18 protein-coding genes are annotated in these 23,017 nt (G+C 32.2%); 16 read left to right on the top strand and 2 right to left on the bottom strand.

The genetic code is table 11. The features are described from left to right. Positions 1-89: 89 nt before the first annotated feature. The 9 genes from M3P09_RS09755 (at position 90) to bshA (ending at position 11,311) form a co-directional block, all read left to right on the top strand. Entirely contained in the window at positions 90-1,223 is a 1,134-nt protein-coding gene (locus M3P09_RS09755) for an N-acetylmuramoyl-L-alanine amidase family protein (RefSeq protein ID WP_249972993.1), read from the top strand. 140 nt (positions 1,224-1,363) lie between these two features. Continuing rightward, positions 1,364-2,305: an MlaD family protein gene (locus M3P09_RS09750; RefSeq protein WP_249972992.1), complete on the top strand. Its 942-nt coding sequence runs from the start codon at positions 1,364-1,366 to the stop codon at positions 2,303-2,305. Positions 2,306-2,311: 6 nt separating this feature from the next. Beyond that, positions 2,312-3,619, top strand: a complete 1,308-nt coding sequence (locus M3P09_RS09745; RefSeq protein ID WP_249972991.1) for a 4Fe-4S dicluster domain-containing protein — start codon at positions 2,312-2,314, stop codon at positions 3,617-3,619. 116 nt (positions 3,620-3,735) lie between these two features. After that, positions 3,736-4,527 carry a (Fe-S)-binding protein gene (locus M3P09_RS09740; protein WP_099566178.1) on the top strand — a complete coding sequence of 264 codons (792 nt, stop codon included), beginning with the start codon at positions 3,736-3,738 and terminating at the stop codon, positions 4,525-4,527. Positions 4,528-4,541: 14 nt separating this feature from the next. Next, positions 4,542-5,171, top strand: coding sequence for a hypothetical protein (locus M3P09_RS09735; RefSeq protein WP_099566120.1), 630 nt, complete (start codon positions 4,542-4,544; stop codon positions 5,169-5,171). A 3-nt stretch (positions 5,172-5,174) separates the two neighbouring features. Further along, complete coding sequence (locus M3P09_RS09730) at positions 5,175-5,660, top strand: ABC transporter ATPase (protein ID WP_099566119.1); 486 nt, start codon at positions 5,175-5,177, stop codon at positions 5,658-5,660. A gap of 178 nt (positions 5,661-5,838) precedes the next feature. Continuing rightward, on the top strand, positions 5,839-7,062 hold the full coding sequence (gene serB / locus M3P09_RS09725) for a phosphoserine phosphatase SerB (RefSeq protein ID WP_099566118.1): 1,224 nt from the start codon (positions 5,839-5,841) through the stop codon (positions 7,060-7,062). 148 nt (positions 7,063-7,210) lie between these two features. After that, positions 7,211-10,168, top strand: coding sequence for a serine hydrolase domain-containing protein (locus M3P09_RS09720; RefSeq protein WP_249972990.1), 2,958 nt, complete (start codon positions 7,211-7,213; stop codon positions 10,166-10,168). A 6-nt stretch (positions 10,169-10,174) separates the two neighbouring features. Further along, on the top strand, positions 10,175-11,311 hold the full coding sequence (gene bshA, locus M3P09_RS09715; RefSeq protein ID WP_249972989.1) for an N-acetyl-alpha-D-glucosaminyl L-malate synthase BshA: 1,137 nt from the start codon (positions 10,175-10,177) through the stop codon (positions 11,309-11,311). Between the two features lie 543 nt (positions 11,312-11,854). Here bshA and M3P09_RS09710 read toward each other — a convergent pair. Further along, positions 11,855-12,346: a hypothetical protein gene (locus M3P09_RS09710; protein WP_099566177.1), complete on the bottom strand. Its 492-nt coding sequence runs from the start codon at positions 12,344-12,346 to the stop codon at positions 11,855-11,857. Positions 12,347-12,493: 147 nt separating this feature from the next. Between M3P09_RS09710 and M3P09_RS09705 the strand changes: the two genes are divergently transcribed. Then, positions 12,494-15,415 (top strand): FAD-binding and (Fe-S)-binding domain-containing protein, encoded by a 2,922-nt coding sequence (locus M3P09_RS09705; protein ID WP_249972988.1) that lies wholly within the window; start codon positions 12,494-12,496, stop codon positions 15,413-15,415. Here M3P09_RS09705 and M3P09_RS09700 read toward each other — a convergent pair. Beyond that, a complete protein-coding gene (locus M3P09_RS09700; protein WP_099566114.1) occupies positions 15,407-16,255 on the bottom strand; it encodes a UDP-2,3-diacylglucosamine diphosphatase in 849 nt (282 codons plus the stop codon). The two genes, M3P09_RS09705 and M3P09_RS09700, sit on opposite strands and share 9 nt — an antisense overlap. 189 nt (positions 16,256-16,444) lie before the next feature. Between M3P09_RS09700 and aroC the strand changes: the two genes are divergently transcribed. From aroC to M3P09_RS09670, 6 genes are all read left to right on the top strand, one after another. Then, entirely contained in the window at positions 16,445-17,506 is a 1,062-nt protein-coding gene (gene aroC / locus M3P09_RS09695) for a chorismate synthase (protein ID WP_249972987.1), read from the top strand. A gap of 238 nt (positions 17,507-17,744) precedes the next feature. Then, positions 17,745-19,070 (top strand): dicarboxylate/amino acid:cation symporter, encoded by a 1,326-nt coding sequence (locus M3P09_RS09690; RefSeq protein WP_099566112.1) that lies wholly within the window; start codon positions 17,745-17,747, stop codon positions 19,068-19,070. 37 nt (positions 19,071-19,107) lie between these two features. Then, positions 19,108-20,145: a glutathione synthase gene (gshB, locus tag M3P09_RS09685; RefSeq protein ID WP_099566111.1), complete on the top strand. Its 1,038-nt coding sequence runs from the start codon at positions 19,108-19,110 to the stop codon at positions 20,143-20,145. A gap of 46 nt (positions 20,146-20,191) precedes the next feature. Beyond that, a complete protein-coding gene (locus M3P09_RS09680) occupies positions 20,192-21,016 on the top strand; it encodes a sulfurtransferase (RefSeq protein WP_249972986.1) in 825 nt (274 codons plus the stop codon). Positions 21,017-21,018: 2 nt separating this feature from the next. Continuing rightward, positions 21,019-21,849 carry an N-formylglutamate amidohydrolase gene (locus M3P09_RS09675; protein WP_249972985.1) on the top strand — a complete coding sequence of 277 codons (831 nt, stop codon included), beginning with the start codon at positions 21,019-21,021 and terminating at the stop codon, positions 21,847-21,849. 3 nt (positions 21,850-21,852) lie between these two features. Further along, a complete protein-coding gene (locus tag M3P09_RS09670) occupies positions 21,853-23,013 on the top strand; it encodes a peptidase MATCAP family protein (protein WP_249972984.1) in 1,161 nt (386 codons plus the stop codon). Positions 23,014-23,017: the final 4 nt, after the last annotated feature.

Here is a 23,017-nt window from a genome sequence, read left to right as displayed (position 1 = left end):
AATTTATTATTCAACGGAAAAATTTTAAATTAAATATTTACTCAATTAAACTGAGTAATAAACCGAATTTTTACGCGTTAAAAACACTTATGCAAACGTCCAAATTATTAGTTTTAGTATTTTTTATAATAGTATTAACATTTATTGGTAATACTAAATTGTACAGTCAATCAGAAGATATTCCTTTTACTATCATGATTGATCCTGGTCATGGGGGTAAGGATGGAGGAACACCAGGTACAGGACGTTACAAAACCACTGAGAAAGATATAGCTTTAGATGTATCATTAGCATTGGGAAAAATGCTGGAAAGCAACTTGCCGTATGTGAATGTTGTATATACTCGAAAAAAAGATGTTTTTCCAACATTGAATGGAAGGGCTAAGGTTGCTAACAGTAAGGATGTAGATTTATTTATATCCATTCATTGTAATGCACAACCAGGAAAGAAAGGAACAGCTTATGGTTCGGAAACTTATGTTCTTGGAACAACAAAAAACAAGCAGAATCTTGAAGTTGCAAAACGAGAAAATTCAGTTATTTTCTTAGAAGATAATCATAAATCGATTTATAAAGACTTTGACCCCAATTTACCAGAATCATTAATAGGGCTGACTTTAGCTCAAGAGGATTATTTAGATCAAAGTATAAAACTTGCCAGTTACATCGAAAATGAATTTCAAGTAACTGCGAAACGAAGAAGTAGAGGTGTTAAACAAAATATATTTTATGTTTTGGCATATACTTATATGCCAAGTGTTTTAGTTGAACTTGGTTTTCTCACTCATAAAAAAGAAGAAGATTTTTTAAATTCTAAAAAAGGCAAGAGCATAATGACTAAGTCTTTATTTAATGCTACTAAGCGATATCTTGAAAGTTTAAATTTAAGCTCCAGTATTTTAGATTTAAATGGTGAATTAGAAAAAACCACTAATACTACTATTCTAAATAATGAGAATTCAATAAAATTTAAAGTTCAAATAGCTGCAAGCTCAAAATCTTTGGAGACAAAACCATACAATTTTAAAGGGTTAAATAATATTTCTAGAGTCAAAGAGAGTAACTTATACAAATATTATTACGGAGAAACTTCAAGTTATAATACCGTAAAAAAGCTAGAAGAAGAAGCTAAAACTGCTGGTTTTAAAACAGGTTATATTGTAGCTTTTAAAGCTGGTAAGAAAATAACTTTAACTGAAGCTTTAAAAACAACTGCGAATTAAATTCATTCTTTTTAAATTTATCTTAAATTTGTTTCACTAAACATATTTATTTTGAAATGAGTATGAAAAAAATTAATAGTCAATTATTAGGTTTGTACACAAACTGCATCTCACTTAAATAAAGTAAATAATATTTTTAGATGAAAATATCAAAAGAAGTAAAAACATCAATATTAGTAATAGCCGGAATTGTCCTTTTTATTTTTGGATTTAATTATTTAAAAGGTCAAAATCTACTCGATTCTTCTCGTACATTTTATGCAGTTTATGATAATGTTGAAGGTTTAACATCATCAACACCAGTTACAATTAATGGCTTAATTGTAGGTAAAGTAGTTGATATTGAGTTTAAAGATGATGCTTCAGGTAAGTTACAAGTAAAACTTTTGGTAGATAGCGATTTCCAATTTTCAAAAAACAGTAAAGCAGAACTTTACGAAACGGGCTTAATAGGAGGAAAAGCTATAGCTATTGTCCCTGCTTTTGATAATGCTGAAAATGCTATAAGTGACTCATATTTGGAAGGTTCTGTAAAAGCAGGTTTAAGTGAATTAGTAAATCAGAAATTAACACCATTACAAGAAAAAATGGAGACTATGATGGTGAGTGCTGATGAATTGCTTTCAAATTTAAATAAAGTGTTTGATGATGAAACTAAGATTAACATTAAAACAAGTATAGGTGATTTAAGAAGTATAATTAGTAATTTTAAGGAGACATCAAAGTCTATAGATGTATTAGTTGTTGGGAATAAAGAAAAGTTAAATACAACATTGACTAATGTTGAAAATATTTCTACAAATTTATCTAAAGTATCAGATTCAATTGCCGGCTCTAATATTGGGAAAACCATCAAAAGTTTAGAGTCTACCCTTAAAAATTTCGATAAAATTATAGCAAGTTTAGAAAATGGGGAGGGTACCATGGGTAAATTGCTTAAAGATGATGCTTTGTATAACAATTTAAAAGGAGCTTCAAAAGAAATGGAAGAACTTTTAGAAGATATAAAACTACATCCAAAGCGCTATTTTAGAATCCTTTCAAAAAAAGAAATCCCTTATAAAGAAGCAGAAACCAACTAAAAATAAATGGAATACTTGCCTAATATACTTTTTGCAATCATACTTATAATAGGTATTGGATATTTTGCAAAAAACGTAAAAAAATTAATTCGAAACATTAAACTTGGCCAAGATGTAGATGTTTCTGACAATAAATCGCAGCGTTGGCGAAATATGGCAATGATTGCACTTGGGCAAAGCAAAATGGTACGCCGTCCCATTGCCGGATTTTTACATGTTGTTGTTTATGTAGGTTTTATAATCATCAATATTGAAGTTTTAGAAATTATTATTGATGGTTTATTTGGGACACACAGAATTGGTTTAAAAGTATTACCAGAATCTGTTTATGGTTTTTTAATTGGGTCTTTCGAGGTACTAGCAGTTTTAGTATTTGTATCAGTTATAATATTTTGGATACGTAGAAATATTATAAAACTAGCACGTTTTTGGAAAAGTGAAATGACTAGCTGGCCAAAAAACGATGGTAATTTTATTTTGTATTTTGAAATGGTGCTAATGACGCTGTTTTTAGTTATGAATGCTACTGATGTTCATTTTCAAGCATTAAATTCAGGCAATGTAGTTAGTCAATTTATTTCACCATGGTTTTCAGAATTACAAGAAACCACATTGCATGTTATAGAAAGAGGTGCTTGGTGGCTGCATATTATTGGAATTTTCATCTTTTTAAATTACTTATACTTTTCAAAACATTTGCATATACTATTGGCGTTTCCAAACACTTATTATGGTAAATTAATGCCAAAAGGACAATTAAATAACCTTGAAGCAGTAACCAATGAAGTAAAAATGATGATGGATCCAGATGCCGATCCTTATGCAGTAACAGAAGAAGAGGGAGAAACACCGGCAAAATTTGGAGCAAGTGATGTGCAAGATTTAAGCTGGGTTCAGTTATTAAATGCCTATACATGTACAGAATGTGGAAGGTGTACAAGCGAATGTCCTGCCAATCAAACTGGTAAAAAACTGTCTCCGCGAAAAATAATGATGGATACAAGAGACCGTTTGGAAGAAGTTGGTAAAAACATTGATGCAAATAAAGGCGAATTTAAAGACGACGAAAAACAACTTTTAGACAATTACATTACACGCGAAGAGCTTTGGGCTTGTACCTCTTGTAATGCCTGTACAGAAGCTTGTCCGGTTAGTATCGATCCTTTATCTATTATTTTAGATATGCGCCGCTATTTGGTTATGGAGCAATCAGCAGCACCAGTCGAACTTAATAATATGATGACAAATATTGAAAACAATGGTGCTCCATGGCCATACAATCAAATGGATCGATTGAATTGGAAAAACGAATAATTAAATAACTCGGGCGTTACCCATAAAGGGTCGGGCTTTCCGCTATATCTTTTGCAAAAAGCAAAAGGATGCCGCTGCAATCCCTAACGCAACAAAATAACAAACAACTCAACAAAATGAGCGAATTACTTAAAGTACCAACCATGGCCGAATTTATGGCCCAAGGCAAGCAACCAGAAGTATTATTTTGGGTAGGTTGCGCAGGTAGTTTTGATGATAGAGCAAAAAAAATAACAAAGGCCTTTGTGAAACTCTTAAACAAAGCCAACGTAGAGTTTGCTGTATTAGGAACCGAAGAAAGTTGTACAGGCGACCCTGCAAAACGTGCAGGAAATGAGTTTTTATTTCAAATGCAAGCTGTAACCAATATAGAAGTACTCAATGCCTACGAAGTAAAAAAAATAGTAACAGCTTGCCCACATTGCTTTAATACTATTAAAAATGAATACCCAGAATTAGGCGGTAATTATGAAGTTATGCATCACACCCAGTTTTTAAAAACGTTATTGGAAGAAGGGCGCTTAACCATTGAAGGAGGTAAGTTTAAAGGCAAGCGTATCACATTTCACGACCCTTGTTATTTAGGTCGCGCTAATAATGTATATGAAGCTCCGCGAGAACTAATTCAAAAGTTAGAAGCAGAGTTAGTTGAAATGAAAAATTGCCGTAGAAATGGTTTGTGTTGTGGAGCAGGAGGTGCACAAATGTTTAAAGAACCAGAACAAGGCGATAAGGACGTTAATGTAGAGCGTACAGAGCAAGCCTTAGATGTTAAACCGGAAATAATTGCTGCAGGTTGCCCATTTTGTAACACCATGATGACTGATGGTGTTAAAGCTAAAGAAAAAGAAAATGATGTTGAAGTTATGGACATTGCAGAACTTATTGCTAATGCTCAAGATATATAACTAACTAAACAATTATGAATAAATCAACTACCTATTTATTAATTTTTTCATCAATATTTTGCAATTTTTTATTCGCACAAGATATAGATTCAAAAGATAAATTATTAGATTTAATTGCAATCGAAACTTGTGATTGTGTTAATAATAAAGATTTAGACTTTTCAACTATAGAATCAACTCAATTAGAATTAGAGTATGGCTTATGTGTGATGGAAAGCTATAGTAAAAATAAGGAACTGACAGATAAGTACTTGGAAGTTTCTTTTGATGATGAAAAGTCTTTAGAAAACCTTGGAGTTGAAGTTGCTTTAAAAATGATGACCCATTGTTCAGATTTTATGATGAAGTTAGCTGGAGATTATGCAGCTGATGAGCTTGAAGCAACTAAAGAAGATATTGTTATAGTAGGTAAAATTACTAACATTCAAGAGTCTCAATTTAATATTGTTGAAATAAGAGATACAGGTAATAGAGTTCAAAAATTACTTTGGTTAGAATATTTTGAAGGAGGCAATTTATTTGATGACTTAGGGAAGTTAAAAAAGAAAAAAGTTAAAGTTACGTATATTGAAAAAGAATTGTACGACCCAAAAATTGATGACTACCGTAATTTTAAAATTATAAAAAAAATAGCATTATTATAGCCTATGCTAGTAGAATTTAGCACATTACCAGAAGAATCTCGAGTTTGGATTTACCAAGCTAATCGTTCCTTTACCGAGACAGAGCTTGAAGAAATTCAATCTAAACTAAATACTTTTATTGAAAACTGGACAGCACACGGAAGCGATTTACAATCAGGTTATACCATAAAGTATAAACGTTTTATAATAATTGGTTTAAACCAAGATTTAAACAAAGCCACAGGTTGTTCTATAGACGCTTCTGTTCATTTTATTCAACAAATAGAAAAAGAGTATAATGTCGATTTAATGGACAAAATGAATGTGTCTTATAAGCAAGGAGAATATGTAGCTTATAAATCGCTTACAGATTTTAGAAAAATGGCAAAAGATAAAGCTGTTTCTAAAAACACTATTGTATTTAATAACCTAGTTAGTAACATAGCAGAGTTTAAAGAGAACTGGGAGGTTCCTGCAAGCGATAGCTGGCACAGTCGTTTTGTTAAGTAAAACATACCCAACTCTATCGTTAAACATAATATTGTTGGCATTTTCTCAATATTTATAAGGTATTAAAATAAAATCCTTAAAACTTCCTGAACGTCTTGTAATATGACCACAAAAATTTTCATATTTAAAATAGAATAATGATTTTTACAACTTTTTCAGAGTGTAAATACTTTACTTTATGTCTAAAGAGATTTTCTTATTAAATATTTCAGGACAAGATAAACCTGGACTAACTGCTGCTTTAACAGGTGTTTTAGCTCAATATGATGCTAAAGTGTTAGATATAGGCCAAGCAAATATTCATGAATCCCTATCTTTAGGTATGATGTTTGAAATTGAATCTGGAGCAGATTCTGCACCAGTACTAAAAGATTTGCTTTTTAAGTCTTACGAACTTGGTATTACAGCAAAATTTACTCCAATTTCACTTAATGAGTATGAACATTGGGTTAATCTACAAGGCAAAGACCGGTATATCGTTACTTTATTAGGAGAAAAACTAACAGCTAAGCAAATAACAGAAGTAACGAAAGTCATTTTAGAAAAGAATTTAAATATAGATTCTATAAAAAGACTTACAGGACGTTTATCGCTTATTAAACAAGAAGAATATCCAAGAGCGTCAATCCAGTTATCAATTAGAGGAAAATTAGGGAGTAAAGCCGAATTCACGAAGAGATTCATGGAAATTTCAAGAGAATTAGATGTAGATATAGCGTTTCAAGAAGATAATATTTATAGACGTAACAGACGCTTAGTGTGTTTTGATATGGATTCAACTCTAATACAAACGGAAGTTATTGATGAATTAGCAGAATTAGCTGGAGTTGGAGACGAAGTAAGAGCTATTACAGAATCGGCAATGCAAGGGGAAATAGATTTTAAAGAAAGTTTTATTAGTCGTATGAAACTCTTAAAAGGCTTAAAAGAAGAAGTTTTGAAAGATGTTGCTGTTAATTTACCTATTACTAAAGGAGCAAGAAGGTTGATAGATACTTTAAAAAGTTACGGGTTTAAAACAGCTATTTTATCTGGAGGGTTCTCATACTTTGGACATTATTTAAAGGAGGAACTAGGTATGGATTATGTATATGCAAACCATTTAGAAATTGAAAACGGAGTTTTAACTGGTGGTTACCTTGGCGACATTGTCGACGGTAATAAAAAAGCAGAGTATCTTAAAGAAATTGCTAAAAATGAAGGCATTGATATTAGTCAAACCATTGCTGTTGGTGATGGTGCTAATGATCTACCAATGTTAAATCTAGCGGGGTTAGGTATAGCTTTTCATGCTAAACCAACCGTAAAAAATAATGCACAAAGTGCTATATCTAGTATTGGATTAGATGGTGTTTTATATTTATTAGGTTATCACGACAGGCATATAGATTTGATTGAGTAGTTACCTTAGGTCAATTTAGTTAACTGTTTATAATCTTATTATAATTCTATCTTAAAGTCTTTTTATCTTCTTTTTAAAAGTATTATTTTGGCATAGTTATTTCTGGTATTAATATATTTTGCTATTAATAATTTAATTGAAAACCTTTATGCGCCACATCTTACTCTCTATATCTTTCTTTTTTTTAATCCTTTTGACTTTTGGTCAAACTACTAAAAATCCTTTATTGCATGCTGATGTTGAAGCACAACAAAAATGGGTAGACAGTGTATATAATTCGTTAACGCTTAAAGAAAAAGTTGGGCAGTTGTATATGATCATGATTTTTACAAATCAAGAAAAAAAACAGATTGATGCCAATGTAAAATTAATTCAAGATCATAAACTAGGAGGTGTTATATATTCTTTAGGAGGTCCAGTAAGGCAAGCTAGATTAAATAATGAATTGCAGGCAACTTCAAAAGTGCCGCTTTTAGTTGGTATGGATGCCGAATGGGGCTTAGGAATGCGTTTAGATTCTACGTACTCTTTTCCTTGGAACATGACACTTGGGGCTATAAAAGATAACGATCTTATAAAGCAAACAGGAAAGCATATAGGCGAGCACTGTAAGCGTTTAGGTGTTCATTTTAATTTTGCACCGGTTACAGATATAAATACCAATCCTAAAAACCCAATAATAGGAAATAGGTCATTTGGAGAAGATCGCGATAATGTTACAGCAAAATCGTTAGCGTTAATGCAAGGTATGCAAGGTGAAGGTGTTTTGGCTAATGCTAAACATTTCCCAGGGCATGGTGACACTGACCAAGATTCTCATAAAACATTACCATCAGTTAGTTTTAGTGAAAAACGAATAGATTCTATTGAGCTTTATCCTTATAAGAAATTAATTAAAGAAGGGCTTTCTAGCGTTATGGTAGCACACTTAAACATACCTAGCTTGGAATCGCGTTCAGGGTACCCGTCTTCTTTATCAAAACATATTGTTACCGATATTTTAAAAGAACGTTTAGGATTTAAAGGACTAATATTTACAGATGCTTTAAACATGAAAGGTGTTGCAGATTATGTAGAACCTACAGTAGATGGCAATGCGTCTAAAAAATTTAATACCTCTGGCGATATAGATTTGACTGCGTTTAAAGCCGGAAACGATGTTTTACTTATTTCTGAGGATGTGCCTGCTGGGATTTCAAAAATTGTAGAAGCTTATGAAAAAGGAGATATAACAGAAGAACGTTTAGCACATTCAGTAAAAAAAGTACTCCAAGCTAAGTATAAAGTGGGATTGAATAATTATAAGCCCATAGGATTATATAATTTATCTAAAGATTTAAATAGAATTGAAGACGATATTTTGTATGAAGAACTTATAGAAAATGCTATAACAATTGTAAAAAATAAAAATGATTTGTTACCGATACGTCAGTTAGAAACCAAAACTATGGCTTACGTTAAATTGGGTGATGATAGTGGTGCTACATTTTTTAATGAGCTTAAAAAATATACTAAAGTCCATGCCATTGAAGCTGATAAATTAGACGATTTAATGAATAAATTACAACCATATAATACTGTTGTAGTTGGTTTACACCGTTCTAATGCAAGTCCATGGAAACCTTATAAGTTTACCGATAAAGAATTGGTTTGGCTATATGAAATTGCTAGAACACATTCCGTTATATTAGATGTTTTTGTAAAACCCTATGCGCTTTCAGATTTAAAAACCATTGAAAACATCGAAAGTATAGTTGTGAGCTATCAAAATAGCGAAATAGCGCAACAAAAATCGGCGCAACTTATATTTGGAGCTTTTGCAGCAAAAGGGGCTTTACCAGTGTCTACAGGTGAATTTTTTAAAGAAGGAGATGGTATTTCTAATTTTTCAATAAAGCGATTAGGTTATGCTGCTCCAGAGCGTGTTGGAATGAATTCCGAGAAACTAGAGAAAATAAGTTCAATAGCTCAAATGGCTGTAGATTCTATGATGACCCCAGGGATACAACTTTTGGTAGCAAGGCGCGGTAAAGTTATTTATAATAAAAACTTTGGAAAGCACACTTATAAAGGAAAAGAAAAAGTAGCTTTTGATGATGTTTATGATGTAGCATCATTAACAAAAATATTAGCAACATTGCCATTGTTAATGGAATTAGAAGAAGAAGGTATAGTATCTTTAGATAATAAGCTTTCACAGATTTTACCAGAGTATAAAAAATCCAATAAAAAAGATATTACTATTAAAAAGATGTTGTCTCATTATGCGAGATTACGCCCATGGGAACCATTTTATTATAAAACACTCGATTCAGTTACAAAACGTCCTAGTCCAAAATATTATAGAAAAATCCGAAGCGAAAAATTCAATATTGAAGTAACAAAAAATTTGTTCTTACGCACTGATTATAAGGATTCTATTCAAGGTATTATAAAGGATTCAGAATTGTTAGACAGGTTAAGGTATCGCTATAGCGATTTTCCTTATTACATATTGAAGAAATTTATTGAAAAGCATTACGACAAAAGGTTGGACGAAATAGTACAAAACCATTTTTATCAATCTTTAGGAGCAAATTATACACTGTATAATCCATATCATAAAATTAGTAATAAAAAGATAGTTCCGACCGAGATTGATGATTATTATCGTTATCAAAAAGTACACGGATATGTACACGATATGGGGGCAGCAATGCAAGATGGAGTAGGCGGTCATGCAGGAGTTTTTAGCAACGCTAATGATGTTGCTAAAATTATGCAAATGTATTTGCAAAAGGGGTTTTATGGCGGTAAACGTTATTTAAAGCCAGAAACCATAGATAAATTTAACACCTGTTATTTTTGTGAAAGCAATAATAGAAGAGGTGTAGGTTTTGATAAGCCTCAGTTAGGAGAAGAAGGCCCAACTTGTGGTTGCATATCTATGACGAGTTTTGGACATTCTGGTTTTACAGGAACCTATGCTTGGGCAGACCCAGAAGAGGAACTTGTATATGTTTTTTTAGCTAATAGAACATATCCAAGAGCTGGTAAAAATATATTGTTAAAAAAGAATATTAGAACAGATATTCAACGCTTAATTTATGAAGCGATAGAAGAATAAAATTTTATGAAGATAGGAATAGTTTGTTATCCAACATTTGGAGGTAGTGGAGTAGTTGCTACCGAACTTGGTTTAGAGTTATCTAAGCGTGGGCATGAAATCCATTTTATAACCTATAACCAACCCGTTAGGTTGGAGTTGTTAGGTAATAATGTGCATTATCATGAAGTAAATGTCCCAGAATATCCTTTGTTTCATTACCAACCATACGAATTGGCTCTATCGAGTAAGTTGGTAGACATGGTAAAACTTCATAAAATTGAAATTTTGCATGTGCATTATGCCATTCCTCACGCTTATGCAGCATATATGGCTAAAAAAATGTTGATTGAAGAGAATATCTATGTCCCTATTGTAACTACACTTCATGGTACAGATATTACGCTTGTAGGGAGCCACCCGTTTTACAAGCCTGCTGTTACATTTAGTATTAACAAATCTGATGCTGTTACTGCAGTTTCTCAGAGTTTAAAAGAAGATACACTACGTTTATTTGATATTAAAAATGAAATTAGTGTAGTTCCTAATTTTATCGATTTAAGTAAGTATAATCACGGGTTTACAGATTGTCAGCGAGCAATGATGGCAAATGATGATGAAAAAATTATTACACATATTAGTAATTTAAGAGAGGTAAAACGTGTACAGGATGTAATTAGTGTTTTTTACAATATTCAAAAGGAAATGCCAGCAAAACTTATGTTGGTAGGAGAAGGACCAGAGCGCGAAAAACTTGAATGTCGCTGTAAAGAATTAGGTATTACAGATAAAGTGATTTTCTTTGGGAAAAGTAATGAAATAGATAAAATACTCTGTTTTAGTGATTTGTTTTTGCTTCCATCACAAACCGAAAGTTTTGGTTTGGCAGCACTTGAGGCCATGGCTTCAGGAGTGCCTGTTATTTCTAGTAATACAGGAGGCATTCCAGAAGTTAACGTGCATGGTATATCTGGTTTTTTAAGTAATGTAGGCAATGTTGAAGATATGACAAAAAATGCATTACATATTTTAAGTGATGACGACCGATTGCAAGCTTTTAAAAGCAATGCCAGAAAAGAATCTTTAAAATACGATTTGCATAATATTGTACCACAATACGAAGTGATTTACGAAGATACTTTGGCTAAGTGTTTGGTGCTTTAAAGTTTAGAATTTGCTTAACAGGAAGAATATAATGTTTTTTTATGTTTGGTAAATTGGATATGAGTTAGCCAAAACATTATTAGCTTTTTATTTGGTTATATACTGATTAAAATCACTCCAATAATTATGTTTATCACTAGAGTGGAAATCCAAAGAATGAGCTTACTTAGCCCAATATTAAAATAAAAATAATATTCATTTGGAGTTCGTATCTCATATATGAAATAATGGCATAGCATTCCTATAAAAATGTATGATAGCCCTACAGATTTAAAAGAAAAAGTACCAAATAATGCTAATCCAATTAACCCAATCAAAATTGAGATTGACAATGCAGGTGCAAATAATTTCTTGTAAAAAAACAAAATACTTCTAAATATATGCATTGTCACTTTTTTGCCTGCTATGAATGTTTTTTTGTGATTTTGTACAACTTTAAACGAATTTCGGCCTTTTTTCTTATAAACTTAAAGCAATAATAAAATAATTACCGCAAAAAAAAGCGCCCAATTGGGCGCTTTTTAAATTATATAAATTACTTTTTTAGAATTGGTAACGAATACCTAAAGCAATATCAAAATCTAAATCATTGTTATCGTATAAATCATCACCAAAACCGATTTCTGGTCTAAAATCAAGCGATAATAATAAAGGGATATCAAAATTATATTCAATACCTACATCACCAGCAGCAAAAACAAAGGTATCAGTAATGTCCCTTCCTCCAGGAACATTAACGCTAAATGATCCTAATCCGCCACCAACACCAGCATACCAATTAAAATTCCCATCTAATGGCATAACCCATTGGTATAAACCAGCAAGCTTAAAGCCGTCATAGTTTTTGCCATCACGCCATCCTAAATCTAGTTCTAAACGATTACTATCTCCTAAAGCACGTTGGTAAGATATTTCAGCTCCAAAGCCATCGCTATCACCTAAACGTAGTCCAATAGCATTTTCTGAGATCTCTTGAGCGCTTGCAGCAAATGTAAATCCTAGTACGGCAACTGATAATAAAAATAATTTCTTCATAAGTTTTAAGTTTTTGTTTAATTTTTTAGACACTATTATATAAATACGTCACTTTTTGTAATTCAGATTAGTTTTTACAAAAATAACGCCAAAATTGTATTTATATTTAACTTCTTTTTAGTTTTAAAAAAAAATATTTAATAATACATGAGCTTAATACCACATTTACAAGCTTTAAAAGAAAATTTTTCAGGTGAGCTTTTTTATGATGATTTAATAAAATCCATATATGCCACTGATGCTTCTGTTTATAGAATGTTGCCTTTGGCTGTTGCTTACCCAAAAAATAATGCAGATATAAAACAACTTATTGAGTTTGCAAAAACGCATAGCACATCTTTAATCCCTAGAACAGCAGGAACATCGCTTGCAGGGCAATGTGTAGGTAAAGGTATTGTGGTAGATGTTTCAAAGTATTTTACAAAAATTTTAAATGTTGACGAAAAAAAGCAAACAGTAACTGTGCAGCCTGGAGTTGTCAGAGATCAGTTAAACAACTATTTAAAACCTTTCGGTTTGTTTTTTGGCCCTAACACATCAACCTCAAATAGATGTATGATTGGAGGAATGGTTGGTAATAACTCTTCAGGTACAACTTCAATTCAATACGGTGTTACGCGAGATAAAGTAATAGAATTGCATACTATTTTAAGTGATGGTAGTGAGGTGATTTTTGGAGAAGTATCTTCGAATGAATTTGAAAACAAAAAGAACGAGCCTACCTTAGAAGGACATATTTATAAAACAATTTACAACGAACTAGAACCTGAGACCGTTCAAAATAATATAAAAGAAAAATTTCCTAAACCAGAAATACATCGGCGCAATACAGGTTATGCTATTGATGAGTTATTAAAATCTAATATATTTTCTGATACTCCTGATAATTTTAATATGTGCAAACTGCTTTCTGGGAGTGAAGGTACGCTGGCATTTACAACTCAAATAACCTTGAAGCTAGATAAGTTGCCTCCTCAGGAAAGCATTATGGTTGCAGCACATTTTAGTAGTATTGAAAACTGCTTAAATACTGTTGAGTTAGTAATGAAACATAATTTGTTTACTTGTGAAATGATGGATAAAACCATTTTAGATTGCACAAAACAAAACAAAACTCAAGAAATAAATAGACAATTTTTAGTAGGAGACCCTATGGCTATTTTAATGTGTGAAGTAAAGGCCAATACTCTTGAAGATGTAAAGAATAAGGCTGCTAAACTTGTTGAAGCTATTAAGGAGTCAAATTTAAGTTACGCATACCCAATGCTTATTGGTAATAATATTAATAAAGCTAATGACTTGCGTAGTGCTGGTTTGGGTTTACTAGGAAATATTATTGGAGACAAAAAAGCAGTGGCATGTATTGAAGATACTGCAGTAGTTTTGAAAGATTTAGCAAGCTATATTTCGGAATTTACTAGTTTAATGAAAAGTTATAAGCAAGATGCAGTGTATTATGCTCATGCTGGAGCTGGTGAAATTCATTTACGCCCCATTTTAGATTTAAAAAAGAAGGAAGATGTTGTTTTATTTAGAAAGATAACTACTGATGTTGCACATTTAGTAAAAAAATATCAAGGCTCTATGAGTGGCGAACATGGTGATGGTATTGTGCGAGCAGAGTTTATTCCGTTAATGATTGGTGAGGAAAATTATGAGGTTTTAAAACGTGTTAAAACAGCTTTTGATGCTGATAATATATTTAATCCAGGAAAAATAGTTGAAGCTTATGCTATGGATGAGTCGTTGCGTTATGTTTCAGATAGGTTAGAGCCACAGGTAGAAACACTCATGGATTTTTCAAAATCTCAAGGTATTCTTCGCGAAACTGAAAAGTGTAATGGTTCTGGAGATTGTAGAAAACTACCAGAATTTGGAGGGACTATGTGCCCAAGCTATAGAGCAACTAGAAACGAAAAAGATACTACACGTGCACGTGCAAATGCATTACGTGAGTTTTTAACCAATTCAAGTAAAAAAAATAAGTTCAATCATACTGAACTTAAGCAAGTCTTCGATTTGTGTTTAAGCTGTAAGGCTTGTGCAAGCGAATGCCCAAGTAGTGTAGATGTGGCAAGTTTAAAAGCAGAGTTTCAATATCAATATCAAAAGGAGAATGGTGTATCGTTACGTACTAAATTGTTTGCTTACAATAACAAATTAAATGGTATTGGAAGTAGAATTCCTAAACTAACTAATTTTGTTTTTTCCAACGGGTTTACATCTTCATTATTAAAGAAAAGCTTTGGTGTTGCTAAAGAAAGGAGTTTACCTTTAATTTCAAATAAGAGTTTAAATAATAGCATTCAAAGTATTAAAAAACAATATCTTAAAGAAAATAAAATTAAAACCGTTTATTTTTTTAACGATGAGTTTACTAACCATTTGGATACTTCTATTGGACTTGATGCAATTCAACTTTTAACGGCTTTAAATTACGAAGTCAAGTTTGTTGATAATGCTGAATCTGGTCGTTCGTTTTTATCAAAAGGATTATTAGAGCAAGCAAGAAAATTGGCAAATAAAAATGTATCTCTTTTTAAAAATAAAGTTACAAGTGACACGCCATTAATTGGAATTGAACCGTCTGCCATCTTTACTTTTAAAGACGAATATTTAAAATTAGCAGATGACAAATTTTCCGCGGAAGCGATTGCTAAGCATACCTTTTTAATTGAAGAGTTTATTCATAAAGAAATAGAATTAGGTAATATAAACCCCGAACAGTTTACTTTAGAAGAAAAAACCATAAAATTTCATGGGCATTGCCATCAAAAAGCAATAAGTAACCAATTATCTAGTTTTTCAGTTTTAAACTTGCCTAAAAACTATAAAGTAACAATTATTCCAAGTGGTTGTTGTGGTATGGCTGGAAGTTTTGGTTATGAAAAAGAACATTATGAGGTTAGTATGCAAATAGGTGAACAAACGTTATTTCCAGCCATTAGAAAAGCTTCTGAAGATGTTGTTATGTCTGCAAACGGAACAAGTTGTAGGCATCAAATTAAAGATGGCACTAACCGAGAGGCTAAGCACCCTATCACTATTTTGAAGGAAGCTTTAATTTGATTTTTTCTCATGTTGTTCAATAATAGTTAGTGCAGCAATTAGGTCTTGAGTTTCTAATTTTTCAAAATCTTCATCTGTAACAAAAGGCGCTAATTTATCTTTATTGTAATTGTAAATTTTCCAACGTTTAAATTGGTATTCTAAGGCGGTAAAGTTTTCAACCCAATCACCAGAATTCAAATACATGGTTTTCCCGTGTTTATTTTCTACATATTCCATTTTGGGTTGGTGGATATGTCCACATACCACATAATCATAACCGTTTTCAATAGCTAAATCAGAGATTACCTTTTCGTAATCGTTAATGTATTTTACTGCACCTTTAACCCCGTTTTTCACTCTTTTTGATAATGAATAGCGCTCTTTACCACGTTTTTCTAAATACCAATTTACTAACCTATTAAGAAGTGTTAATAAATCATAACCATAACCACCAAGTTTAGCAAGCCATTTGGCATTTTGTATTGAGATATCAAATACATCACCATGAAAGAACCATGCTTTTTTACCATCCAGATCTAAAACCGCTTTATTAACTATGGAAATATTCCCAATAGTAGTACCACTAAATTTTCGTAACATTTCGTCATGATTTCCAGTAATGTAAATAACTTCAACACCATCAGAAGCCATTGTCATTATCTTTTTTATAACTTTTAAATGAGGTTTAGGAAAGTAACGCTTACTAAATTGCCATATATCAATAATATCGCCATTAAGTACTAATTTTTTAGGTTCAATACTGTTTAAATACGTTACTAAGTGTTTTGCATGGCAACCAAAAGTACCTAAATGCACATCAGATATTACTGCAACTTCTATTTTTCTTTTAATTTTCAATTTGGGTAAGATTATTTCAATACAAATAACTCGATTTAGTATTACTTAATCATTACTTAATAATTAGTTAAATATCAGCATATTGTTAAGTAATCGTTATGCATAATTTGGCTATGGTTTAAAAAGCTAAACACGATTTTGTTTCCTTTTTTATAGGAATAGCTTTATTTTAGCATCAAAATTTAATTTATGGCAGGTAATTCTTTCGGAAAACTATTTAACCTTACTACTTATGGTGAATCTCACGGACCCGCATTAGGTGGTGTTATAGACGGTTGTCCGTCTGGAATAGAATTAGATTTAGAGGCTATACAAAATGAATTGAATAGACGTAAACCAGGTCAATCTGCTATTGTTACACAACGAAAAGAACCAGATACTGTTAAATTTCATTCAGGTATTTTTGAAGGAAGAACTACAGGAACTTCTATAGGTTTTGTTATAGAAAACACCAACCAAAAATCTCACGATTATACCCATATAAAAGATAGTTACAGACCAAGCCATGCCGATTATGTTTATGACCAGAAATATGGTTTTAGAGATTATCGTGGTGGCGGACGAAGTTCTGCTAGAGAAACCGCATGTCGTGTCGTTGCAGGTGCGATTGCAAAACAAATGCTAAAAAATATTGAGATTGTTGCATATGTTTCTGCTGTTGGAACGATGAAGCTTGATAAGCCTTATACCGAGTTAGATTTAACAAAAACCGAGTCTAACATTGTTCGCTGTCCAGACGAAACAATGGCTTCAAATATGGAAAACTATATTAAAGAAGTGCGTAGTAAAGGTGATACCGTTGGAGGTATTGTAAGTTGCGTTATTAAAAATGCACCTATAGGTTTAGGCGAACCCGTATTTGATAAGTTGCATGCAGAACTTGGTAAAGCTATGCTTTCTATAAATGCAGTAAAAGGTTTTGAGTATGGAAGCGGATTTCACGGAAGTACTATGTATGGAAGTGACCATAACGATGCTTTTAATAGTGACGGAACTACAAAAACCAATTTTTCAGGAGGCGTTCAAGGTGGTATAAGTAACGGTATGGACATTTATTTTAATGTGGCATTTAAACCTGTGGCTACGCTTATCCAGAAATACGAAACCATAGATAAAGATGGTAATGCAGTCGAAATGCAAGGTAAAGGGCGCCATGACCCATGTGTTGTGCCTAGAGCGGTTCCTATTGTAGAAGCCATGGCGGCATTGGTTTTAGCAGATTTTCATTTATTAAATAAGCTTTATAGTTAGAAGCTATTTTCCGCTTGGAATTTACCCGGTGCGAAGCCTATTAACCGGGGCTAAATTATCTGTAATGGTTTTTGACATACCTTTTTTTACTTCTAATATGATTAACTATCTATTGGGTACAGCATTATTTTATTTTATTCTATCTGGTTTTCAATTGGATATGCAAAAAAGTATTCTAACTTGATTGAAACTAAAAAATACTTATCTTGTTCTCCACTTAAATACAATAGCATAGCAGATGAAAAAACTAGCACTACATTGGAAGATTATTATAGGAATGGTTTTAGGAATCATTTTTGGTTTTATTATGAATACCGTTGATGGAGGAAAAGGTTTTGTAACTGATTGGATTGCACCTTTCGGAACTATATTTATTAATCTTTTAAAACTTATTGCTGTACCTTTAATTTTGGCATCTTTAATTAAAGGGATTTCAGATTTAAAAGATATTTCTAAAATAAAATCTATGGGCTTACGTACCATAGGTATTTATGTTGCAACTACTTTAGTAGCTATTGTCATTGGTTTAAGTATTGTAAATGTGGTTAAACCAGGAAATGGAATGCCACAGGAAACTATTGAAAAAATTAAATTAAAATACGAAAATGATGCAGGTGTAACCGATAAGTTAATGAAGGCTTCGGCTCAAAAAGATGCAGGTCCGTTACAAGCCTTGGTTGATATTTTTCCAAGTAATATATTTACATCTTTAGGGGAAGCAAAAATGCTTCAAATTATATTCTTTGCTCTATTTGTAGGGATTTGTTTATTGCTAATTGGAGAGAAAAAAGCAAAGCCTTTGGTTAAGTTTTTTGACTCCCTCAATGAGGTAGTTATGAAAATGGTCGATTTAATTATGTTGTTTGCTCCCTATGCAGTTTTTGCTTTACTAGCAAATGTTATTATCGCCTTTGATGATGTAGAAATTTTAATTAAACTACTGTATTATGCTTTTTGTGTTGTGGGTGGTCTCATTTTAATGATAGGATTCTATCTTATATTGGTTAGTGTATATACCAAAAAATCACCTATATGGTTTTTAAAACAGATTAGTCCAGCGCAACTATTAGCGTTTTCAACCAGTAGTAGCGCAGCTACATTGCCAGTTACTATGGAACGTGTTGAAGAACATATAGGTGTAGATAAAGAAGTGTCTGGTTTTGTATTACCAGTTGGAGCAACTGTAAATATGGATGGCACCAGTTTATATCAAGGTATTGCAGCTGTATTTATAATGCAAGTAATCTGGCCAGAAGGGTTAACTTTTACAAACCAACTAGTTATAGTTGCTACTGCATTATTGGCCTCTATCGGTAGTGCAGCAGTACCAAGTGCGGGTATGGTTATGCTGGTCATTGTATTAGAATCTATTGGATTTCCAGCAGAATTATTGCCAATAGGATTAGCTCTTATTTTTGCAGTAGATAGACCTTTGGATATGTGTAGAACTGTAGTGAATGTAACAGGAGATGCAACAGTTTCTATGATTGTAGCTAAGTCTTTAAACAAACTACATGATCCGAAACCTAAAGAATGGGATGACCATTACGACGAAGTAAAATAATTTTTTTAAATTTAAATAATCTTCAATTTATTGAATTATGAATGTTTGTTTTATTATGTATCCATGGGATGAGATAGACCCTGAAAATGATACAAGTTTAGCCTTAATAAAGGAGTGTGTTAAGAGAAAGCATGGTGTTGCTATGTGTACACCTGCTAACTTAACTATTCGTAATAGTGTAACCACTGCTAACTGTACCGTTATTGGCAGAATGGAAAAAACTCCAAGCTCACTTAAATCATTTTATAATAAAGCCGAATTAAGAGAAGAGATGTTACCACTTGCTGGGTTTGATGTGATTTTCTTTAGAGCAAATCCACCATTAGACCCTATTATGCTTAATTTTTTAGATTCTGTTAAGGACGATGTTTTTATTATGAATTCTTTGGAAGGTATGCGAGAAGCCAACAATAAACTATATACAGCAGCTTTTGGTGATGCGCATAGTAATATTATTCCAGCTACTCATGTTTCAAAAAGCAAAAACTATTTAATCAAACAAATTAAAGAGTCTGCTGCAGATAAAATGATTCTAAAACCGCTTAATGGTTTTGGAGGTTCTGGTGTTATTCTTATTGAAAAATCAGCAATGAGTAATATCAACTCATTATTAGATTTTTATATAACAAGTGGAGATGGCTCTTCAAATTATGTTATTCTTCAAGACTATATTGAAGGTGCAGATGAGGGTGATGTTAGAATTTTAATTTTAAATGGCGAACCAGTTGGAGCCATGAAACGTGTACCAGGAAAGGAAGACCATCGTTCAAATGTTTCTGCAGGGGGTAGCGTGCAAAAGCACACTTTAACTAAAACAGAAAAAGCACTATGCAAACAAATAGGACCTAAGTTAGTAAACGACGGGCTCTACTTTGTAGGTATTGATGTTATAGGAGGGAAATTAGTAGAGGTTAACGTTATGTCTCCTGGAGGAATAACATATATAAACAAAGTTTATAAGTTAAAGATTAAGGTTGAAGAAAAAGTAATTGACTTTTTAGAAATGAAAGTTTTAGACAAGCTTCAAGCTTTTGATAGACGTACAAGATTAAGAAAAACAGTGCAAGATGCTTAATTAAGGCTGTAGCATTTAGTCTAAGTAATCAATAAATTAGGTTTTAATGAATTCTGAAATACCAATTTCACAAGATGTTTTATCTGTAAAATGGCTTTATAATAATATAAATACCAAAAATCTGGTGGTTTTAGATGGAACTATAAATAAGGTTTTTGGTACGTCAATAACTCAAATCCCTGGATCTCGCTTTTTCGATATAAAAAAAAAGTTTAGCGATTTATCTAACCCATTTCCAAATGCATTTCCAACACCTAAACATTTCCAAAATGAAGCAAGAAACCTTGGAATTAATGCAAATAGCGCTATTGTAGTTTACGACGATAAGGGAATATATTCCAGTGCGCGTGTTTGGTGGTTGTTTAAAGCTTTTGGGCATAGTAATGTTGCAGTTTTAGATGGTGGATTTCCTGCATGGTTAAAAGAAGAGTACCCAATCGAATCTTTTATAAATGACGCTAATAAGGCAGGCGATTTTGTAGCTAAACTTCAACCTGAGTTTATGCAATTTTTTGATGATGTAGCTAAAGCTTCAAAACAAGGATCGCATAAAATAATTGATGCACGCTCAGCAGATCGATTTAATTGTTTAGTTGATGAGCCTAGAGCAGGGTTACGTAGTGGCACCATTCCAAACTCTAAAAACATTCCTTTTAAGAAGCTTTTAAACGATGAACATCTGTTAAAACCAAAAGAAGAATTAGATGATATTTTTTCTGAAGTTATAGATAAGAATGATGATATTATTTTTTCTTGTGGCTCTGGTATTACGGCTTGTGTTTTGGCTCTAGGAGCAAAATTATCTGGATATCAAAACATTTCTGTTTATGACGGATCATGGACAGAATGGGGCAGTTTAGTTGATGAATAGTTATGGAAAGACTTTCAATAAAAGATATAATTAGTAAGATTAGTAGAGAAGAAACTTTTGAAGCAGTATCTTCAGATTATTCATTCACCATAAAAATTGATGAGTATGTTCCGTATGCTTGTGCTGCGATACATGATGGACATCAATTTAGAAAAGAACTTTGGGAGAATTGCATTCATACAGAATACGAGCGCTGGTATGAAGAAGACCCAGAAACAAAAAATATGATTAAATCGCACTCAATAGTTCTTGCTGGTTGTGATTCGCGTTTTGAATACGATTTAAATCGAGACCCAGAAAATGCTGTTTTTGATACTGCTTGGGGAAAGCAATTATGGAGTAAACCACTTTCAGAAAAGATGAAGGATAAAAGTTTACGAAAGCATACCAATTTTTATAAAATAGTGCACACTTTAGTAAATAAATTGGAATCTAAATTTGGGTTTTGTACTATTTATGATATGCATAGTTATAACTGGAAGCGATGGGATAGGGAGGTGCCTACTTGGAATTTAGGAACAAGTAATGTTGATAATGCACGCTTTGGAGATGTTATTGATAGCTGGAGGCAAAGTCTTTCAGAAATTAAACTTCCAAATAATATAAAATCTACAGCTAAAATTAATGATACTTTTCAGGGTAACGGATATTTTTTAAAATATATTACAAATAACTTTAAGAATAGCTTAGTTTTGGCAACCGAAATAGCTAAAGTGTATTGCGATGAATATGAACAAATTGTGTACCCTGAAGTTGTTAAGGCTGTTGAAAAAGATTTGATTACCAGAATACCACAACACGCTTTAAGTGTGTATAATACCTTTAAAAGATAGAAAATGAAGATTGATATTAATGTAGGGTCTAAAGCTCTTTTAGATATTGACAAACGAATAGATAATCTAGTTAAGCAAATAGAATTGCTGAGCTATGTAAACCCTACAAATATAGAAGAAGAGAAGCAGAAATTTTACGCTTCAAAATATTTAGAGGACCCTGTTTTTAAATACCCAGAAATTAATTTTGATAAATTTAAGTTGCACAGGGAATTGTTTACAATGCCTTTGGAACTTATTGAAGATGAGGAGATAAGAGATTTTTACGAAACTATTATTTATACGTATTCTGGTTTAATACAATGTATAGAAACTATAGGGGGCGGTAAACAATTTTATTATAATAGCTTACATTGTTTTGGTACACCAACAGAGCAAGATGTTGAAAACGCTAAGTTTATACTTCATTTTGATGACGAGGATATAAATGACGATGCTTTTATACCAAAATATAGAGCTATTGAAGCCGAAGCTTTTTTTCGAACATTTTCCAAGAAATACGATTTTACATACTCTATAAAGCACTCTGATAAGCTTTCTGCTATAGCTATGGTTTTAAATAATGTAAAAACCTTGGTTTTAAACAGTAACCATACCTACTCAGATAATGAGATTGCTGTATTAACAAACCACGAAATTGGAGTGCATATGGTAACGACAATGAATGGTTTGTTGCACCCTTTAAAAATATTTTCTCATGGTTTTCCTAATAATGAAGAAACCCAAGAAGGATTGGCTGTTTTTGCTGAGTATATGAGTAATAATTTAACAGTAACGCGTTTAAAAGAATTGGCATATCGCGTTATTGCTGTTGATAGCTTAGCTAAAGGGTATTCGTTTTCAAGAACATTTAGATTACTTCATAATCAATATGATTTGGATCGAGAAGAATCATATTATATTACAGTTAGAGCGCACCGTGGTGGTGGGTTTACAAAGGATTATTTGTATTTAACTGGATTAAAAAAAGTCTACGATTATTATCATGAAGGTAAAGACTTAAGTTTATTACTTACTGGTAAAGTAACCTTAGAGTATGCCGATGCTATTCAATCACTTATTAAAAAAGGTTTCGCGGTACCTTCAAAGCATATTACTGATTCTTATGCAGAGAATAGTAATACTAATAAAACTGTAGATTTTATTCTTAAAAATTTAAAGTAAGCAA

Source organism: Jejuia spongiicola (assembly GCF_023502325.1).
Lineage (GTDB): Bacteria > Bacteroidota > Bacteroidia > Flavobacteriales > Flavobacteriaceae > Wocania_A > Wocania_A spongiicola.
The sequence above is the reverse complement of the archived record's forward strand: the minus strand, read 5'-3'. Positions and strand labels throughout refer to the sequence as shown.

What these genes read in the sequence shown, in the direction of transcription:
- M3P09_RS09720 (WP_249972990.1), top strand. Translation starts at nt 7,211, where the DNA reads ATGCGCCACATCTTACTCTCTATATCTTTCTTTTTTTTAATCCTTTTG.
- M3P09_RS09670 (WP_249972984.1), top strand. Translation starts at nt 21,853, where the DNA reads ATGAAGATTGATATTAATGTAGGGTCTAAAGCTCTTTTAGATATTGAC.
- M3P09_RS09740 (WP_099566178.1), top strand. Translation starts at nt 3,736, where the DNA reads ATGAGCGAATTACTTAAAGTACCAACCATGGCCGAATTTATGGCCCAA.
- M3P09_RS09755 (WP_249972993.1), top strand. Translation starts at nt 90, where the DNA reads ATGCAAACGTCCAAATTATTAGTTTTAGTATTTTTTATAATAGTATTA.
- M3P09_RS09735 (WP_099566120.1), top strand. Translation starts at nt 4,542, where the DNA reads ATGAATAAATCAACTACCTATTTATTAATTTTTTCATCAATATTTTGC.
- bshA (WP_249972989.1), top strand. Translation starts at nt 10,175, where the DNA reads ATGAAGATAGGAATAGTTTGTTATCCAACATTTGGAGGTAGTGGAGTA.
- M3P09_RS09690 (WP_099566112.1), top strand. Translation starts at nt 17,745, where the DNA reads ATGAAAAAACTAGCACTACATTGGAAGATTATTATAGGAATGGTTTTA.
- M3P09_RS09745 (WP_249972991.1), top strand. Translation starts at nt 2,312, where the DNA reads ATGGAATACTTGCCTAATATACTTTTTGCAATCATACTTATAATAGGT.
- M3P09_RS09750 (WP_249972992.1), top strand. Translation starts at nt 1,364, where the DNA reads ATGAAAATATCAAAAGAAGTAAAAACATCAATATTAGTAATAGCCGGA.
- M3P09_RS09705 (WP_249972988.1), top strand. Translation starts at nt 12,494, where the DNA reads ATGAGCTTAATACCACATTTACAAGCTTTAAAAGAAAATTTTTCAGGT.
- M3P09_RS09710 (WP_099566177.1), bottom strand. Translation starts at nt 12,346, where the DNA reads ATGAAGAAATTATTTTTATTATCAGTTGCCGTACTAGGATTTACATTT.
- M3P09_RS09675 (WP_249972985.1), top strand. Translation starts at nt 21,019, where the DNA reads ATGGAAAGACTTTCAATAAAAGATATAATTAGTAAGATTAGTAGAGAA.
- gshB (WP_099566111.1), top strand. Translation starts at nt 19,108, where the DNA reads ATGAATGTTTGTTTTATTATGTATCCATGGGATGAGATAGACCCTGAA.
- serB (WP_099566118.1), top strand. Translation starts at nt 5,839, where the DNA reads ATGTCTAAAGAGATTTTCTTATTAAATATTTCAGGACAAGATAAACCT.
- aroC (WP_249972987.1), top strand. Translation starts at nt 16,445, where the DNA reads ATGGCAGGTAATTCTTTCGGAAAACTATTTAACCTTACTACTTATGGT.
- M3P09_RS09680 (WP_249972986.1), top strand. Translation starts at nt 20,192, where the DNA reads ATGAATTCTGAAATACCAATTTCACAAGATGTTTTATCTGTAAAATGG.
- M3P09_RS09730 (WP_099566119.1), top strand. Translation starts at nt 5,175, where the DNA reads ATGCTAGTAGAATTTAGCACATTACCAGAAGAATCTCGAGTTTGGATT.